The sequence below is a fragment of the Sediminibacterium sp. genome (assembly GCF_051861365.1).
Classification (GTDB): Bacteria; Bacteroidota; Bacteroidia; order Chitinophagales; family Chitinophagaceae; genus Sediminibacterium.
On record NZ_JBHYCW010000034.1, the window covers coordinates 1 to 16755 of the forward strand.

Here is a 16755-nt window from a genome sequence, read left to right on the forward strand (position 1 = left end):
CTGAAAATAACCAAAAAGGAGGCGAATAAAGCCTCCTTTCTTTTTTAAAATTTACTTTCACCGGACAGCAATGGCTTTGAGCTACGAGCTACGAGCTGTGAGCTATGAGCTGAGTACTTTTAGTTAAGTGTCCTTGTTTCTTTCAGGCTATAAATATAATAAGACATTATGTATCGAGACCTCGGCTCGAAGCTCGTAGCTCACAGCTCACAGCTTCCTCACTATAAACACCGCCGGCACCGCTCTCTGCCCTTCTTTATCACTTGGCTGGATGGTTTGCTTTCCATTGATGAGTAGACAACTGCTGCCGCCGCCATCGAGATTCAGTGCTTCTGTGCAGCCGATGTCTTTTAGCATTTGTGCGAGTTGTTTGAGGGTGGCTCCTTCTGCTTTGCCGGGGAATCTTCCTTCGACTACTAAGAAGATGAGTTGTCCGGCTGCGGTATAACCCATGGCTGATCTTGGATGTTTATCATCGATGGCTTTACCGGCGAATTTGATTTCTTCGTTATTGGTGATTTTGATTTCAGCGTTTTGAATGAGTACCGGTCCGCCCCCAACAGCCGTTTGCATTTTCCATTTTTTGAAAGCACCTTTTTGTAGCATGAATGATGCAGAAGGATCTGCTACACTGTCTTTGAAAAAAGGAATGGGTTGTTGACTGGCATAAGCATAACGAGCCGCCGTATCAGTATATAACCAGGCAATATCTGCTTTTCTTTTTTTGCTGATACCGATTGCACTACCAAAAGGATGGCGATAAGTCAAGGTATCTTTTCCTCTCCCTGCAAGGGTGTGTTGTTGATAGGCCAATAGTTGTCCATCCTTGATCACCACATTCAGGTTGCTGTTGTGTACAAATTCAAAGAAGGTTGTATTCATCACCAACAAAGGACGTTGACCATCCTGTTCAAAAAATTGAGAGGGTGTATATCTTTTGCCATTTCCGACAGCTGTGGTGAATTCAAGTTGTTTACTATTTAAGTCAGCGGCGACATAATAAGCGATATTGGGTTTGCCGTCTAATAGTGTGGTGGTTTTGTAGACATGTATGGAACCAGGTAAGGGTTGATAGAGGCTGTCTACATTGATCCATTGTAGTTGGGCATTTCCTACCGTGTTTATGAACAACAGTACCAAGAGTATCCACTTTATTTTTTTCATGATGGTTGTTAAGGGTGATAAAAATAAGAAACAAGAAATAAGAAACAGGAAACAAGGAAGGGACAAGGATCAAGAAAAAAGAAGCAAGATTTCTTACACCAAAAATACCCCGGAAGGGTAACAGACTGTAGAAACCAGACATTGATTTTGATTTTCCCAACCCCAGAGGGGTTGCACATGGAGTATAGGGGGCTATCCATATAGAAACCATCATGTTTCATTGCGATCGCAGATCGCGTCTGCGACGGGGGATTTTATTTCAAGATTTGTAAAAACGCTGTCTGATGTTATCAGATTCAATTACAGTAAATGCACCTGCAAGAAAAATTTTTTGACCTATCAATAAAGTAAGTAATGATGAAGCTGCAAACGCTGGGTGACTCCCTTTTTCTCTAAAAAATACAACTGAAGGTGGATTATCTTTGGCGTATTTGAAAATCAACTCGCCATAATCTCTATCGAAAGTGAGTATAATTAAATTTTGTTCTTGCGCCATTTTGATGACTGCGATATTGTCAATTCCCGAGTAGTCTTCCTGTATACTCTTTACGATGTATCCATTTTCCCTTAGAAGAATGGTGCTTGGACGGGGAAAATTTTCATTTGCTAAAAACATAACTATGCAGAAATCGGGAAATAAAGCTCTTGCTGAATACACTCTTGTAAATAGGCAAATACTGCTCTTAAGGAATCAGTAGAGATCGTAGGATATGCTTCCAGAATTTGTTTTTCTGTCCAACCACTAGAAAATAATTCCAAAATCAATTCCACAGAAATTCGGGTTCCTTTAATGATAGGTTTTCCAACTAAAACCTGATGATCAGATACTATGTAATCTTGCCATTTCACACTGTAATAATACTAATTTTTAAAGAACTAGTATGCAAGAAAGTTATACATTAAATAAGCCGATTCGCCTGATGCATAAGGATTTCAAAAACAATCGACAATCGAAACCAACTAGCATGGAACTGCCCTTCGTCGCAGATAATAACCTGCGGTTATGAATGCTCCTCAGGGTGACAAGTATTTAGCTAGCATTTAAGGGGAGAGGATTGGCTGTGCCAATCCTCTCCCCTTTTTACGATTCGACCACACGTCACCCTGAGGAGCCTCGCGATCCGCCGTGGCGGATCGTGTCGGCGACGAAGGGGCTAGCCGTTATTCTTTGGGTAGTTTTCTCGAAGAGAAATCCATGATCTTTTCTTTTTGAACAATTGATACGTTTTTGAAAATAAAGCGACCGTATAGGGCTAAAAATGTACTTTACCCTTTGGTGATATTTCCCCTGTCACCCTGAGCGTAGCGAAGGGGGACATCCTCCGTACTTCAGCCGCAGATCCTTCGAGAGTTCTTCGAGAATCCTCGAAGCCGCTTCGGGAATCCTTCGAGAAGTCTCGAAGAACTCTCGAAGAAACCTCGAAGAAAGACCGAAGGATCTACGAGGATGATACATTCGATCCCCTAAGCCTGTTCGAAACTTTTTCGAAGAAAAGATACCAACATATAGGAAAAACACTATATTAGTGTTCCCCACCTTTTTCCCTCCCCATAGAGAAAATTATATTGTTATTGGTAGTGACCTTAATTGGTAAGACTATAAATGATTCGAATGTTTATAAGGCAGCACATATTCGATTTACTACAATAAAAATCAATGAATTCATAAAAAATGAAGCTTAAAATAGAGCTATATATACTATCCCTTTGGCTGCTTTTCTTTTTGCTTTTCGCAAATAAGATTGACTTGCCGATGTGCTTAGGAAAGAACTGCCAATTTATAGGAACATTAGAACTCTTGAAGAAAAATTGGATTCCTGCAATTTGTATTGTTGGTATGGGTTACGGTTTTTTTGCTTTTTGGAGATTCAAATACAGAGTAATTGAATCAAGTAAACAAGGACCCTGGAAAATTGAAGAAATTGAAAATATAAGTTTTGAAAACCTAGGGTTCTTGGCTACCTATATAATTCCACTTCTTTGTTTCGACTTAGATTTTCATCTTGACGAGGGAAGAAACGCATTTATGTTACTTCTCGTATTGGTTGCGATTGGCGCTGTTTACATTAAAGCAAATCTTTATTATACAAATCCAAGTTTGGCTCTAATGAATTTTAGAGTTTATAGGATTACCTATAAAGACCAAGATACTATCAAAAAGGCGATTGTTTTGTCAAGAGAAAAACTAATTGTTTCAGACAAAATCTTTGCAAGACACATTGATGAAAACGTATACTTCACCCAAAAGCCAATTTCATGAATAAACAAGAACTACAATCTGCAATTAGTTTTTTATTCGACCCCAATGCTATCTTAGGAATTGAGCTATATTTAGTTCTTGAAACAGATGAAGGTACAGTCTTAAGACTCGCTGACTTAGGTGATGGATCATTACCTGCAGAGGTACGTAACGGCTTTTTAGAGTATTTGAATGGAAGAACCAACTTGAATGAAGACGCTTTGGTAAAACCACTTTCCGAACTCGACCCTCTAAGAACAACAATTCATCATTACGATTTGGAAGGGATGCCAGATGGATTAGATATCATCAAATCTCCACTTGTTGCAGAAGAAACTGCGCTTTTCAACTTTCAAGTAGACAAACTTGATAAGGTTAAAGCCTTCTTAATCAAATTATCTTCAGTTGACCACCATGTTGTTTTGTATAAAAAACATTACCACTTAAATTTATTAAAGCAAGCAAAGGTTTTTTATTTCGTAAAAGACAATGAAAGGTTTGTCAAACCAAAAGAAGGAGTTCTAAAATTTTCGTTCTCAATTGATTTTATGAAAGTAGGCAATGAGATAATCGTATATGACATTAAATGCCTTGAAAGAGAATTTAAATTTGATAATATCATTATAAATAATGCTAAAAATAAGATGTTAGAAATTTCTGCTTTGAATTTTGTTGAGAATATTACAGAGCTTGAAGAATTTGCTGAAAACAAGATAGGAGCAAGAAAGATATTAAGTATAAAATCGAATTCACCTGTTCTTAAGTTACAATTTGACCAGATAAAATCCTTTGTAAAAAATCACCCCTATTTGAAAAAAAGATTAAAATTTAACGATACTGAATCAATGTTCCGATTTCACTCACAGATTTCAAAAAATTATTTTATCGACTTACTTAATGACAACTATCTAACTTCTGACTTGACTAGTATTTTTTATAAAACAAATGTAAAGGACGAAATGGCAGCAGAAGAAGATGAAGAGGTAAACTCATGATTCCCGATATAAAGTTTACAAGAATGATAGCCGATAATATAATAATTACCAACGTTTCATATTAATTTTTCACTAAAAAAAGCATACCCAATACTAAAAAGTTAATGAATTATTCTTCATAAACACTCGAAGACGGTGTTTATCAATATAACTTACCTTTACGAACTGAATTTACTATGGAACATGACTCAAAAACAATTAGAAGATTACCTCTGGGGAGCAGCTAATATTCTGCGTGGAATGATTGATGCGGCAGACTTCAAACAATATATTTTCCCTTTACTTTTTTTTAAACGGGTGAGTGACCTGTATGATGAAGAATTTCAATTGGCTTTGGAAGAAAGCGATGGAGATTTGGATTATGCATCTTTCGCCGAAAACCACCGTTTTCAAATACCCAAAGGTTGCCATTGGGAAGACGTAAGAAAGAAAACCGTTAACGTAGGCGAAGCCCTTGTAAAGGCTTTTAACGGAATTGAGAAAGCCAACTTTGAATTACTGCACGATGTGTTTGGCGATGCCCAATGGACCAACAAACGCAGGATGAGCGATGAAAAACTGCTTGACCTGATTGAGCATTTTAGTAAAATGAATTTGAGTATAGCCAATGTGCCCCATGACATTATGGGCGAAGGCTACGAATACCTGATTAAAAAATTTGCAGACGATAGCGGACATACAGCTGCTGAGTTTTATACCAACCGCACGGTGGTAAAACTAATGACACAAATTACCGACCCTAAAAGCAACGAAAGTATTTACGACCCTACCTGTGGCAGTGGTGGTATTTTGCTGAGTGCCGCTTTGCACCTGAAAGAGCAAGGCAAAGAATACCGAACGCTGAAACTATACGGTCAGGAACTGAACCTGATTACTTCCGCCATTGCCCGTATAAATATGTTTATGCACAATGTAGATGAGTTTTTGATTGTGCAGGGCGACACCTTAGACAGCCCACAGATATTGGAGAATGACGAACTGAAAAAGTTTGATGTTATAATGGCTAACCCACCTTACAGCGTAAAAAAATGGAGCCAAAGCAAATGGATGAACGACCCTTTTGGACGCAATATTTGGGGAACTCCACCGCAGGGTTGTGCCGACTATGCGTTTCAGCAACACATTATGAAAAGCCTTAAGCCCGAAACAGGCCGTTGTGTAGTGTTGTGGCCGCATGGTGTATTGTTTAGAGACATTGAAGCCGACATACGCAAACGCATGATTGAAGAAGATTATGTAGATGCCGTAATTGGTTTGGGCAAAAATCTGTTTTACAACAGCAGCATGGAAAGCTGTTTGCTGGTGTGCCGCATGAAAAAGCCCAAAGAGCGAAAAGGTAAAATTATTTTTATAGATGCCAAAGAAGAACTACGCATAGAACGCACCAATGCATGGCTGGAACCACAGCATATTAAAACGATAAGCGATGCTTATTGGAAATTTAAAGATGCCGATGGCTTTGCTAAAGTAGCTAACAACAAAGAAGTATTAGACAACAACGGCAACCTGAGCATACAACTCTATGTGAAGCAAGCTGCTAATACCATTGAATACAACACCGAAGAACTGATTGCAGCTGTAAAGACAGGGCAAAAGCAGATTAACTCTTCTATGGAAAACTTATTTACTCAACTGAAAAATATAGGAATAGAAGCATGAAGTTGAGAAAGCAAAAATGGCGAACTGCTCCATTAGGTGAAATCTGTAAACTAGAATACGGAAATAATTTAACCGACAAAATGCGAAAAGGCGGTTCTGTTCCTGTGTATGGTTCAGCGGGTGTCGTTGGTTGGCACGATAAACCTTTGACAAATTCTCCAACATTGATTGTAGGAAGAAAAGGTTCAGTTGGCAATGTATTTTATTCTGAAATACCATGCTTTCCAATTGATACGACTTATTATGTTGAAGAAACAGTCTGCAAAGAAAATTTAAGATGGCTTGAATTGTTTTTAAGTAATTTCAATCTACGCCAACTGAATATGGCAACTGCTGTTCCTGGATTGAACAGAAATATTGCTCACCTAATCCAAATCCCCCTTCCCCCACTCGAAGAGCAAAAGCAAATAGCGGCATTGTTTCAAAGCATAGAAACGGCTATGGAGCAGGTGGATGATCAAGAGAAGAATTTGAAGGAGTTACAAAAAACATTGGTGAATGGTTTAGTGAATACAGAACCTATTTTCGGGAATCTACTCAATAGTAAAAACTGCACACCAACCAACATGGGAGCCATTGCAGAATGTGATAAGAAATATCCCGAACACGAAAAAGAAGTTGAACGCTTTGTGGGTTTAGAAAATATAGAACCGGAGAATTTTCAATTACAAGGTTTCGGCTTCGTAGCCAACGGAACCACATTTACCAAACGCTTTGCAAAAGATGATGTATTGTTTGGCAAACGCAGAGCATATTTAAAGAAAGTTGCCGTTGCCGATTTTGATGGAATATGTTCAGGCGATATTTTGGTAATAAGAGCCAAAGCCAACAAGATTTTGCAGGATTTATTACCTTACTATATTTCAGCAGAAGCATTTATTAATCATGCAGTAAGCACTTCGGCAGGTTCTCTTTCACCAAGAACCAAATGGAAAGACTTAGAAACTTTTGAAATTGCAATTCCTGATTTGAAAACTGAGGAAAAGATTTTGGAAGTATTGCAACAGTTTGACAGAACCATTAAACAACTCAAGAAACAAAAAGTTACCTTAAAGCTGTTGAAGCAGAAATTATTGAATGAGATATTGGAGTAAATATGTTTGATGAAATAAAAAAATATGAAAATAGTGGGCACTTTTTTTTCAAAAAAGGAGACATCCTCTCAATCGCGAGCAAAGAAATTCCTAATTTGCCAGGTGTTTATTACATAATTAAAATTGCAAAAGAAAGAATTGAATTGGTGTATATTGGCAAATCAGGCACGATGCGCCAAGACGGGAACTTTGGAGACCAAATGTTGAAAAGACGAATCAACAATAAATATGACGGCGTAAAACGGCAACAATATTTTGACCAAAAACTACAAGAAGAAAAGATTGAGGCACTAGATATTTATTGGTTTGTAACTTATGATGAAAAGCATATGGATTTACCGGGTTATGTTGAGGGCTTGTTATTGCAGCGTTTTTTTGAAGTCCATGGCACACTTCCTCCTTGGAATAAAGAGTTTTAGTACTATCTACTCAAATAATAACTAAATTTGAAATAAGAATATTAAACAAATGAGCAAGATAAGAATAAAGAATTTCGGTCCTATCAAAGAAGGTTATCAGGAGAATGATGGCTGGTTGGATGTAAAAAAAGTTACTTTATTTATTGGAAATCAAGGATCAGGAAAAAGCACTGTAGCTAAATTAATTTCAACATTTTCATGGATGGAAAAGGCTTTATATAAGCAGCTTGCCAAAAAAAGTGAAATTACAAGGAAATCAAAGTTTGAAAATTATTATTGTGAATATCAAAATTTAAAAAATTATTTCAAGCCCAATACTGAAATTGAATTCGAAGGTGTAGCTTACAGTTTTCATTATAAGAATGGTAGACTAAGTATTGATGAAGTAAAAGGACAAAAATATTTAGTACCAAAAATTATGTATGTCCCTGCTGAAAGAAATTTTGTGAGTGCTGTATCACAACCAGAAAAATTAAAATATCTACCTAAAACGCTTTACACATTTCTAGAAGAGTTTGAACGCTCAAAAAATGAGTTAACTGAATTTCTTGAATTACCAATAAATAATTTAAGATTTTCATACGACAATAAAAAAAATATTTCTAAGATAATTGGGAATGATTATGACTTGCCGCTTTATGAGGCTTCTAGCGGTCTTCAATCATCAATCCCTCTCTTTTTAGTTTCGAAAAACTTAGCAGAAGGAATAGACAGAATTAGTGACAACTCTAAGAGTAGGGTAAGTCTTGAAGAAATGCAGACCTTGAGAACAAGAATTCTTTCAATATTAAGAAATGAAAAACTTACAGAAGATTTAAGAAATCAAGCTATCGAACTTTTATCTTCTGTTACAAAGAATGATTGCTTTGTCAATATTGTAGAAGAGCCAGAACAGAATTTATTTCCTACCTCACAACGTTCAATATTACAAAGCTTGTTAGAATTTAATAACTTAAATGAAGGTAATAAGCTTATAATAACAACTCATAGCCCTTACTTAATTAATTACTTGACCCATTCAGTAAAAGCTTATGGTGTTTTAGAGAAGATTAATAGAAGTACAAATTTATTAGAACTAAAAGAACAATTAGATCTAATTGTTCCTCTAAGGGCTTTACTTGATCCAAAGGAATGGGAAATATATGAGTTAGATGAGTTGACAGGCTCTATAATGCATTTAGGCAACTATAAAGGCTTACCTGAAGATAATAATTATCTTAATGAGCGTATGGGTGAGACTAATGAAATATTTGCGAACCTTTTAGAGATTGAAGATAAATGCCAGATTTCTTTGTAACACCTTGCGGAAGAGCAAATTGCAATCATAATCCGCCCACAATTGTTTGCAAAAGTGTCACTAATAGTAACACTTTTGGTCTTTGTGACGACCCTCCACCATCTACAAATCCTGCATACATTCAACATTACAATCAAAATGATTGGATTGCCGAAGTAAATAACCCTTTAGCTTTTGAGGTGACTTTCAAAGCGATAGATAATTGCGTAGAAGTTTTAAGACTCAATGACGAATTAGAATGCAGATGTGATGGTTTTTTGCATTATAATAATACGTTAATTTTTGTTGAGCTTAAAGATAGGAATAGCAATGGATGGCTCTCGAAAGGAAGAGATCAGCTAACGATTACTATTGAAAAATTTTCTGAAAACCATAATATAATCAATTACATCTTTAGAGAGGCATATGTATGTAATAAACAAAGGCCTTTAGCCATAACAGGAATTAACACTGAGATTCAAAAATTCAAAGACGATACGGCTAATATTTTAAATAATTCGGGGTTACTGCTAAAAGCAGATAGAAATATTCATCTTTAATGTCATTCAACGAACAAAATACAATAGAATATTTCATCATTCACCAACTCACAGGGGTGAACCTAAATGCTATGCAAGGAAATGTAGTAAAAGAAGATGCCGTAGAATATGAAGGGGGTGTAAAATGGGAATACGTTCAGGCAGATTTGTTGCAGCGTGACATTACTGAAGTTTTTGTTGAAAAGGAATTAAAAGAAGCTCTTTGTCGTTTGAATCCTTTTATTGCAGCCACTCCTGACAAAGCCGAAGAGGTTATCCATAAACTACGAGCCATTCTTATTACCGTTAACAATGTAGGTTTGGTAAGAGCCAATGAAGAATTTGCAAAATGGCTTCGCAATGAAGTTTCGCTGCCTATTGGTAAAAACAACGAACATCTTGCCATTCGCTTGATTGACTTTGAAGAGTTGAAGAACAACAGTTTTGTATTGTGTAATCAATTCAAACTAAGAGCAAGAGAGACCAAAATTCCTGACATTGTGATGTTTGTCAACGGAATCCCTTTGGTGGTTGGCGAAGCCAAAACGCCTGTAAGACCTGCGGTAACTTGGTTTGATGGTGCACATGACATCAATGTGGTGTATGAAAATTCCATTCCGCAATTATTTGTTCCAAATGTGTTTTCATTTGCAACAGAAGGCAAAGAAATATTCATTGGTGGTGTAAGAACACCTTTAGAGTTTTGGAGTCCTTGGCGTTTAGAAGATGAAAAAGACGAGTTAAGCCACTTTATCGGCTTACAAGATGTTGCCAAACAATTAACGCATTTGCTAAAGCCATCTACACTGCTTGACATTTTGCAGTATTACACGGTATACGCCACTAACAGCAAGAAGAAAAAAATAAAAGTGGTTTGTCGCTATCAGCAATATGAAGGGGCAAATGCCATTGTAGAAAGGGTAAAAGGAGGTCAAATAAAAAAAGGATTGATTTGGCATTTTCAAGGTTCAGGAAAATCTCTATTGATGTTATTTGCTGCTCAGAAATTGAGAAAGCAGCAAGACCTTCATAATCCAACGGTGATGATTGTAGTGGACAGAGTGGATTTAGATACACAAATTACAGCTACTTTCAACACAGCCGAAGTGCCCAACATGATTACTACCGATAGCATCAAAGAATTACATAAGCTATTGGAACAGGACACACGAAAAATCATCATCACAATGGTTCATAAGTTCAAGGATGCTTATCCCGATATGAACAAGCGGGAAAACATTATTGTGATGGTGGACGAAGCTCACAGAACACAAGAAGGTGATTTGGGCAGAAAAATGCGAAACGCTTTACCTAATGCATTTCTTTTTGGTTTAACAGGAACACCTATCAACAAAGCGGATAAAAACACTTTTTGGGCTTTTGGTGCTGAAGAAGATACAGAAGGCTACATGAGCCGTTATACGTTTCAAGACAGTATTAGAGATAACGCAACCTTGCCTTTACACTTTGAACCACGTTTGCCCAATTATCATATTGACAAAGAAGGTTTAGATATAGCTTTCAAAGAAATGGCAAACGACCTGAGCGAAGAAGACCGAAACAAACTCAGTCAGAAAGCGGCTAACATGGCAGTATTTTTAAAATCGCCCGAACGAGTTACTACTATTGTTGCCGACATTGTAGAACATTTCAAAGCACACGTTGAACCTGAAGGATTAAAAGCGATGATTGTAACGCCTGATCGTTACGCATGTGTGCAATACAAAGAAGAACTAGACAAACTGATTAGCCCCGAAGCCAGCGAAGTGGTAATCAGTTCATCTGCCAATGATGATTTTGATTTTAAGCAAAAGTGGGCAATGGACAAAGACAAACAGGAAAAAGTGGTTGAGAAATTCAATGATGCCGATTCGCCTTTGAAATTCTTGATTGTAACAGCAAAACTATTGACAGGTTTTGATGCACCCATTTTGCAAACCATGTATTTAGACAAGTCGCTGAAAGACCATACGCTATTGCAAGCGATATGCAGAACTAACCGACTTTTCCCAAATAAAACTTTCGGAAGAATTGTAGATTACTTTGGAGTATTTGACGATACAGCAAAAGCCCTTGCATTTGATGAAGAGAGTGTAAAATTGGTTATTAGCAACTTACAAGAACTGAAAGACAAATTGCCTGAATGGATGGAAAAATGCTTAACCCATTTTGCAGGTGTGGACAGAACAATTTCAGGTTTTGAAGGATTATCAAAGGCACAAGACTGCATAAATACAAACGAAAAACGGGATATCTTTGCAAAAGATTTCAGCAGCTTGACAAAGCTGTGGGAAGCATTATCTCCAGACCCAGTTCTTAACCAATTTGAGAAAGATTACAAATGGTTATCGCAGGTTTATACTTCTGTTAAACCATCATCAGACGACAACGGAAGACTTTTGTGGCATGCATTGGGTGCACAGACAACAGCTTTGATTCATGAGCACATTCATGTTTCAGGCATCAACCACGACATGGACGAAATGATTTTGAATGCAGAAGTGATTGACGATTTGATGAATAAAAAAGACCCGAAACAAGCAGAAAAGGTTTTAAAAATTCTCATCAGCCGACTAAACAAACATGGTAACAATCCAACATTCAAACGACTTAGTGAAAGACTCGAAACTATACGTGATAAGGCAGAGAAAGGTCTTATAAGTTCCATTGACTTTATTAAAGAACTTTGCCAATTAGCCAAAGAGACACTTCAAGCAGAGAAAGGCTTTGAACCAGTTGAAGAACAAAAAAATGCTAAAGCTGCATTGACAGACTTGTTTTTAGAGCTTAAAACAGACACGACCCCTGCTATAGTTGAACGTATCGTTAACGACATTGACGAAATAGTAAGAGTGATTCGTTTTGACGGTTGGCAAAACTCTACAGTTGGCGAAAGAGAGGTAAAAAGGGAATTACGTAAGGTACTTTGGACTAAGTATCAAATTAAAGACGAAGACTTATTTAATAGAGCGTACGACTATATTAAGCAATATTACTAAGATAGCTTCCAAATACTAGTCAACATTTGGAAAACTGCAAAACTTTCCAAATGTCACCCTGCTAACCCAGCCCCTTCTCCTCCATCCACTTCCCTCTCCCCCAACCCTTAATCACATGCTTCTCACTATGATAAGAAGAGCGTACCAATGGACCGCTTTCTACATAGTCGAAACCGAGGTCGTAGCCGATTTCGCGGAGTTCGGCGAATTCGTCGGGGTGTACAAAACGTTGTACGGGTAGATGTTTTTTGGTGGGTTGGAGGTATTGTCCGAGGGTGAGTACATCGCAGCCTACATTTACGAGGTCTTTCATGCTTTGTACCACTTCTTCTTTGGTTTCACCAAGGCCAAGCATCATGCCCGTTTTGGTGCGCATTCCACCTTCTTTGAGTATGCGTAATACGTCCAGACTTCTATGGTATTTCGCCTGTACCCTTACCTGCCGGGTGAGACGTTCCACCGTTTCCATATTATGGCTTACCACCTCGGGGGCTGCATCAATGATGCGTTGTACCTGATCAGCATTGCCCTTGAAGTCAGGGATTAATGTTTCGAGGGTGGTATCGGGATTGAGGTTTTTTACGGCTTTGATGGTATTGTACCAGATGATGGAGCCACCATCTTTCAGTTCATCACGATCCACACTGGTGAGTACCGCGTGTTTTACTTTCATCAGGTGAATGGCTTCTGCTACACGCTGGGGTTCATCCCAATCTACGGGTGCGGGTCTGCCGGTAGCTACGGCACAGAAGCCACAGCTGCGGGTACATACATTTCCGAGAATCATGAATGTGGCCGTGCCTTCACCCCAGCATTCGCCCATATTCGGACAATTGCCACTCTCACAAATGGTATGCAGTTTATGGGTATCTACTAAACCACGAACGTGTTTATAGCTTTCGCCAATCGGTAATTTCACACGAAGCCAAGATGGCTTTTGTATTTTGGAACTGGTAGGATCTACTTTCGCAACTACTGGTAACTCTTGCATGTACGCCTCTTTTTAAAGGCAGTTTCCGAACCCGGACTGCCACTCACTATGAAACAACAAAAATAGGTCACTTTCGTTTACCAAAAGTGAGGGCGACATAGGCGTTGAAAAAGAATGATTTTTCAGGGTTTAGCAGTAAAATGGGCATTTTTTGGGAATAGTATTCGGCATTCAATCCCACTTCAAGGGCTGAGAGTACTTCATTGTATCGACCATAATCAAAACGCAGCGCTGTTCTTACGTGAGCACCGGGTACAAATTTCATTTCGCCAAAGCCCTTGGTAATTCCGCCCCTGCCTAAGATAATGTTGGGATCGAGGAATAGATTATCGTTATTATCGTATTTGATCTGCTCCTGACGGTTAGTAGTGGGGTCCTGGATCTCGATATAATAGGGTTTTAGCATGCCTGCTGTTAATCCACCCCCATAAATGGCAGAAACAGCTACCCCATTTTTATTGCCTTTACCACCGATCAAACGCTGTTCTCCAAAACCGAGTTTCAGGTTATAGAAATTATTGCGTTTTCCATAGATATAACTGGAAACAATGAGGAATCCACCCGAGGCGCTGATGGTGGGTACTTTTTCTTCTTTGGGATGTTTGTGTTCACCCAATTCGATCCACCATAAACTGGTTTTATTGATGGTTTTGTATTTTCCTCTTTCGTAGAACATACCCCATCCATCGGTATTGAATTTAAAACCGAATGCACCTTGTTTGTTATAGATCAGGGCACCTTCTTCTTCTTGTTTGATCAGTTGATTGATCTTCTCCTTTCTCTCTGCCTTTTTCCGGGCTTTCTCCAATTGAGCGGGCGATTGCTGTGCAACAACAGCCATTGAACTCAGGAGACCCACAACGATGAATAGCTTCTTCACTTCCATTTGATTTGTTACTTGTAAATTTATGGCAAAAATGACGCAATGACTTCACAAATTATTTATAAAGGTGAATTACGTACCATCGCTACCCATTTACAGAGTGGCACCAGTATTGAAACCGATGCTCCTACTGATAACCAGGGTAAAGGTGAACGCTTCTCACCCACTGATCTTGTCGCCACTGCCCTCAGTGCCTGCATGGTAACCACCATGGCCATTAAAGCTCGCACCCTTAACATCGACCTAGATGGCACCCGTGTAGACACCACCAAAATCATGTTGAGTGACCCTCGCAGAATCGGTAAGATCATCGCCCATGTCTATTTTCCACCCACCCTCCAACTCGACGACAAAACCAAAGACCTCCTAGAACGCACCGCCAGGACTTGTCCTGTGGAGCGAAGCCTTCATCCGGAGATGGAGTTGGATATGAAGTTTTATTGGTAAATAGGTGTAAGCTTCACGCTACAAGCTGCAGGCTACACGCTTGATTTTTCGTAGGATTCAGCATTCTTCATTCCTATTGGAAATCTCATCACTTGCAGCGTGCAGCTTGCAACTTGCAGCTCTTTCCCTTGATTCATCCCCTCAACAATCTGTTGCCTACACTACACTCTAAACATCTTTTATTAACACAATATTGGGTGTGAAGTTCGAGGAGGGATTGGGTGTCGAGGGCGCTGCGGTTGGGGATGCCGGTGGATTTCCAGTAGCGTGTGATCTTGTTTTGCTCGGGTGCTAATTGGTAGAGCCAATGCAGTACTTTTTCTTTTTGTTGGGTATTGCCTTTTTCTTGTCCGTATGCAAATAATATTGGCACCACTACATTGATCATCAGATGGAGTAACATTTGTTGTCCAACAAAACGTGGTTCTGTTGAAACGGGTTCATCAAAAACGAAATGCGTATTCCAATAGTGACTGGCTTTTGTCTGGAATAATCGCATCAATTCCTCAATGCTGTTGACTTGTCTGACCTGATCCAACAAATGTTCTCGCTGATGAAGCAACATCGCCAATTGCGCTAAACGAATGGTGGGAAAAGAGGCTGGGCGCATACGCAGAAAGACCGGACCGCCATCAACAGTATCCAATGCATATTTCTTTTTCAGGTGTTGATGATTGCGCAACAAGGCTTTGGCATAAGCGTCTTTCAACCCTGTGTGTATCATTTTGGCTTGTCCGAATAAGAGTGCTTCTATTTCATCCAGATGATGACGATGTCTTTTCACTACGGCATATGGAATGGATTTGGCAACTCGTTCAAAAAAAGCCGCATTGATTTTAGATCCAAAACCGGCTGCCAGTTGCCACCAGAACACTTCATCCCAATGACCTTGGTTTTGTTGTAATAACTGAATGATCTGTTGTGATTTTCTTTCCAGTCTTTCTACTATCAATCTTTCTTTCCACGCAAACCATGCCAATTCATTTAATACCGGCAGATGATGATGACAGGCTATAACGCTGATCGTTTGCATCATACCGGTATAACGCTCCAACAATAAAGTAGATACCCGATTTTCTAAAACCAGTACGGGTATATGTGCTGGTGTGGCACCATCATCTGTCCATACTACATGTAAAATCACATTGTTGTAATGGGTGTCACCGGAATGTTTGTGCCGATGCCAGTCGGATGAGAGAATATGTAATTCAATATGTCCGGCCAAGATGGTTTGTCCGATTCGGATTCGTGCAGCAGAAAAATCAGGTCCCTGCTGGGTATTCAAAGTGCCGGGATGCAGTATCTGTAAAGGTTCACCGGATGTGGTTTGTAAATGTTGTTGTTGATAATATTGAAACTGCCAGATGTATTGTAATAAGCGTTCATTCATGATGCAGGTTTTGCCTGAAAAATAAATGCGTCGCTATTGCGGTTTCTACCTGATTTTATTTTTGGATGCGTTCCAATAGTTGCACTACCCTACTCACGGGTAATCCCATAACGTTGTAGAAATCGCCTTTGATTGCATGAATGCCAACTACGCCGATCCATTCCTGTATGGCATAGGCTCCGGCTTTATCGTAGGGCTGGTATTTATCGACATAAAAACGGATCTGCTCTTCTGTCAAAGCATGAAAGACCACTTCTGTAATGTCTGAAAATGCATGTTCTTCTTCGCCATTCATCAACACCACTCCTGTAATGACACGATGTGTTTGTCCGGATAATTTCTTTAAAATATCTATTGCATCATTTCTATCCACCGGTTTTCCGATCACTTCCTCATTCAATACCACAATCGTATCTGCAGCCAATATCCAACGCTGATCATTTGCGTCCAATTGTTCCCCAATCACTTTCGCTTTGTTTCGTGCAATATGAACCGGCACTTCTACCATCGACAAGCTTGCAGGAAATGTTTCATCGGTTGGTTGTACAATCACTTCAAAAGGTATCTCTGCCCACTCGAGAAGCATTTTTCTGCGTGGGGATTGGGAGGCGAGGATGATGGGGCGGGGTGATCGGGTCATCGGGTCATCGGGTTATCGGG

At 39.0% G+C, this 16755-nt stretch carries 16 protein-coding genes; 9 read left to right on the forward strand and 7 right to left on the reverse strand.

Translation table 11 applies throughout. The annotated features are described in order from the left end of the window. Positions 1 to 207: 207 nt before the first annotated feature. The 3 genes from ACTIEV_RS13315 to ACTIEV_RS13325 form a co-directional block, all read right to left on the reverse strand. Positions 208 to 1164 (reverse strand): phosphodiester glycosidase family protein, encoded by a 957-nt coding sequence (locus ACTIEV_RS13315; RefSeq protein WP_439516668.1) that lies wholly within the window; start codon positions 1162 to 1164, stop codon positions 208 to 210. 259 nt (positions 1165 to 1423) lie between these two features. Further along, entirely contained in the window at positions 1424 to 1780 is a 357-nt protein-coding gene (locus ACTIEV_RS13320; protein WP_439516669.1) for a DUF5615 family PIN-like protein, read from the reverse strand. 2 nt (positions 1781 to 1782) lie between these two features. Then, a complete protein-coding gene (locus ACTIEV_RS13325; protein ID WP_250685924.1) occupies positions 1783 to 2013 on the reverse strand; it encodes a DUF433 domain-containing protein in 231 nt (76 codons plus the stop codon). Positions 2014 to 2836: 823 nt separating this feature from the next. Between ACTIEV_RS13325 and kwaA the strand changes: the two genes are divergently transcribed. The 8 genes from kwaA (at position 2837) to ACTIEV_RS13365 (ending at position 12384) form a co-directional block, all read left to right on the forward strand. Further along, positions 2837 to 3424 carry an anti-phage protein KwaA gene (gene kwaA / locus ACTIEV_RS13330; RefSeq protein ID WP_439516670.1) on the forward strand — a complete coding sequence of 196 codons (588 nt, stop codon included), beginning with the start codon at positions 2837 to 2839 and terminating at the stop codon, positions 3422 to 3424. Continuing rightward, a complete protein-coding gene (gene kwaB / locus ACTIEV_RS13335; RefSeq protein ID WP_439516671.1) occupies positions 3421 to 4398 on the forward strand; it encodes an anti-phage protein KwaB in 978 nt (325 codons plus the stop codon). The genes kwaA and kwaB overlap by 4 nt, the downstream gene beginning before the upstream one ends. 183 nt (positions 4399 to 4581) lie before the next feature. Then, positions 4582 to 6057 carry a type I restriction-modification system subunit M gene (locus tag ACTIEV_RS13340; RefSeq protein ID WP_439516672.1) on the forward strand — a complete coding sequence of 492 codons (1476 nt, stop codon included), beginning with the start codon at positions 4582 to 4584 and terminating at the stop codon, positions 6055 to 6057. Continuing rightward, on the forward strand, positions 6054 to 7151 hold the full coding sequence (locus ACTIEV_RS13345; RefSeq protein ID WP_322195455.1) for a restriction endonuclease subunit S: 1098 nt from the start codon (positions 6054 to 6056) through the stop codon (positions 7149 to 7151). The genes ACTIEV_RS13340 and ACTIEV_RS13345 overlap by 4 nt, the downstream gene beginning before the upstream one ends. A gap of 2 nt (positions 7152 to 7153) precedes the next feature. Next, positions 7154 to 7570: a hypothetical protein gene (locus tag ACTIEV_RS13350; RefSeq protein ID WP_322195454.1), complete on the forward strand. Its 417-nt coding sequence runs from the start codon at positions 7154 to 7156 to the stop codon at positions 7568 to 7570. A gap of 49 nt (positions 7571 to 7619) precedes the next feature. Next, the gene (locus ACTIEV_RS13355; RefSeq protein WP_322195453.1) at positions 7620 to 8867 is read left to right on the forward strand and encodes an AAA family ATPase; all 1248 of its coding nucleotides are present in this window, start codon (positions 7620 to 7622) and stop codon (positions 8865 to 8867) included. Next, positions 8849 to 9406, forward strand: a complete 558-nt coding sequence (locus ACTIEV_RS13360) for a hypothetical protein (protein WP_322195452.1) — start codon at positions 8849 to 8851, stop codon at positions 9404 to 9406. Before ACTIEV_RS13355 ends, ACTIEV_RS13360 begins: the two co-directional genes overlap by 19 nt. Continuing rightward, entirely contained in the window at positions 9406 to 12384 is a 2979-nt protein-coding gene (locus ACTIEV_RS13365; RefSeq protein WP_322195451.1) for a type I restriction endonuclease subunit R, read from the forward strand. Before ACTIEV_RS13360 ends, ACTIEV_RS13365 begins: the two co-directional genes overlap by 1 nt. A 61-nt stretch (positions 12385 to 12445) precedes the next feature. Here the strand turns inward: ACTIEV_RS13365 and lipA are convergent, their stop codons facing one another. Together lipA and ACTIEV_RS13375 are read right to left on the reverse strand one after the other, a co-directional pair. Continuing rightward, positions 12446 to 13375 (reverse strand): lipoyl synthase, encoded by a 930-nt coding sequence (gene lipA / locus ACTIEV_RS13370; RefSeq protein WP_322195450.1) that lies wholly within the window; start codon positions 13373 to 13375, stop codon positions 12446 to 12448. Between the two features lie 67 nt (positions 13376 to 13442). Next, positions 13443 to 14255, reverse strand: a complete 813-nt coding sequence (locus ACTIEV_RS13375; protein WP_322195449.1) for a hypothetical protein — start codon at positions 14253 to 14255, stop codon at positions 13443 to 13445. Between the two features lie 45 nt (positions 14256 to 14300). Between ACTIEV_RS13375 and ACTIEV_RS13380 the strand changes: the two genes are divergently transcribed. Continuing rightward, positions 14301 to 14705, forward strand: a complete 405-nt coding sequence (locus ACTIEV_RS13380; RefSeq protein ID WP_322195448.1) for an OsmC family protein — start codon at positions 14301 to 14303, stop codon at positions 14703 to 14705. A gap of 133 nt (positions 14706 to 14838) precedes the next feature. On the opposite strand, the gene ACTIEV_RS13385 is transcribed toward ACTIEV_RS13380, so the two are convergent. Both ACTIEV_RS13385 and ACTIEV_RS13390 read right to left on the reverse strand, forming a co-directional pair. After that, positions 14839 to 16095 carry a DUF2851 family protein gene (locus ACTIEV_RS13385; RefSeq protein WP_322195447.1) on the reverse strand — a complete coding sequence of 419 codons (1257 nt, stop codon included), beginning with the start codon at positions 16093 to 16095 and terminating at the stop codon, positions 14839 to 14841. Between the two features lie 55 nt (positions 16096 to 16150). Continuing rightward, complete coding sequence (locus tag ACTIEV_RS13390; protein WP_322195446.1) at positions 16151 to 16735, reverse strand: Maf family protein; 585 nt, start codon at positions 16733 to 16735, stop codon at positions 16151 to 16153. Positions 16736 to 16755: the final 20 nt, after the last annotated feature.

Bases quoted from the DNA above. Each gene is read 5' to 3' on its own strand.
- ACTIEV_RS13360 (WP_322195452.1), top strand. From the start codon at position 8,849: ATGCCAGATTTCTTTGTAACACCTTGCGGAAGAGCAAATTGCAATCAT.
- ACTIEV_RS13345 (WP_322195455.1), top strand. From the start codon at position 6,054: ATGAAGTTGAGAAAGCAAAAATGGCGAACTGCTCCATTAGGTGAAATC.
- kwaA (WP_439516670.1), top strand. From the start codon at position 2,837: ATGAAGCTTAAAATAGAGCTATATATACTATCCCTTTGGCTGCTTTTC.
- ACTIEV_RS13385 (WP_322195447.1), bottom strand. From the start codon at position 16,095: ATGAATGAACGCTTATTACAATACATCTGGCAGTTTCAATATTATCAA.
- kwaB (WP_439516671.1), top strand. From the start codon at position 3,421: ATGAATAAACAAGAACTACAATCTGCAATTAGTTTTTTATTCGACCCC.
- ACTIEV_RS13340 (WP_439516672.1), top strand. From the start codon at position 4,582: ATGACTCAAAAACAATTAGAAGATTACCTCTGGGGAGCAGCTAATATT.
- ACTIEV_RS13380 (WP_322195448.1), top strand. From the start codon at position 14,301: ATGACTTCACAAATTATTTATAAAGGTGAATTACGTACCATCGCTACC.
- ACTIEV_RS13390 (WP_322195446.1), bottom strand. From the start codon at position 16,735: ATGACCCGATCACCCCGCCCCATCATCCTCGCCTCCCAATCCCCACGC.
- ACTIEV_RS13355 (WP_322195453.1), top strand. From the start codon at position 7,620: ATGAGCAAGATAAGAATAAAGAATTTCGGTCCTATCAAAGAAGGTTAT.
- ACTIEV_RS13315 (WP_439516668.1), bottom strand. From the start codon at position 1,164: ATGAAAAAAATAAAGTGGATACTCTTGGTACTGTTGTTCATAAACACG.
- lipA (WP_322195450.1), bottom strand. From the start codon at position 13,375: ATGCAAGAGTTACCAGTAGTTGCGAAAGTAGATCCTACCAGTTCCAAA.
- ACTIEV_RS13365 (WP_322195451.1), top strand. From the start codon at position 9,406: ATGTCATTCAACGAACAAAATACAATAGAATATTTCATCATTCACCAA.
- ACTIEV_RS13350 (WP_322195454.1), top strand. From the start codon at position 7,154: ATGTTTGATGAAATAAAAAAATATGAAAATAGTGGGCACTTTTTTTTC.
- ACTIEV_RS13320 (WP_439516669.1), bottom strand. From the start codon at position 1,780: ATGTTTTTAGCAAATGAAAATTTTCCCCGTCCAAGCACCATTCTTCTA.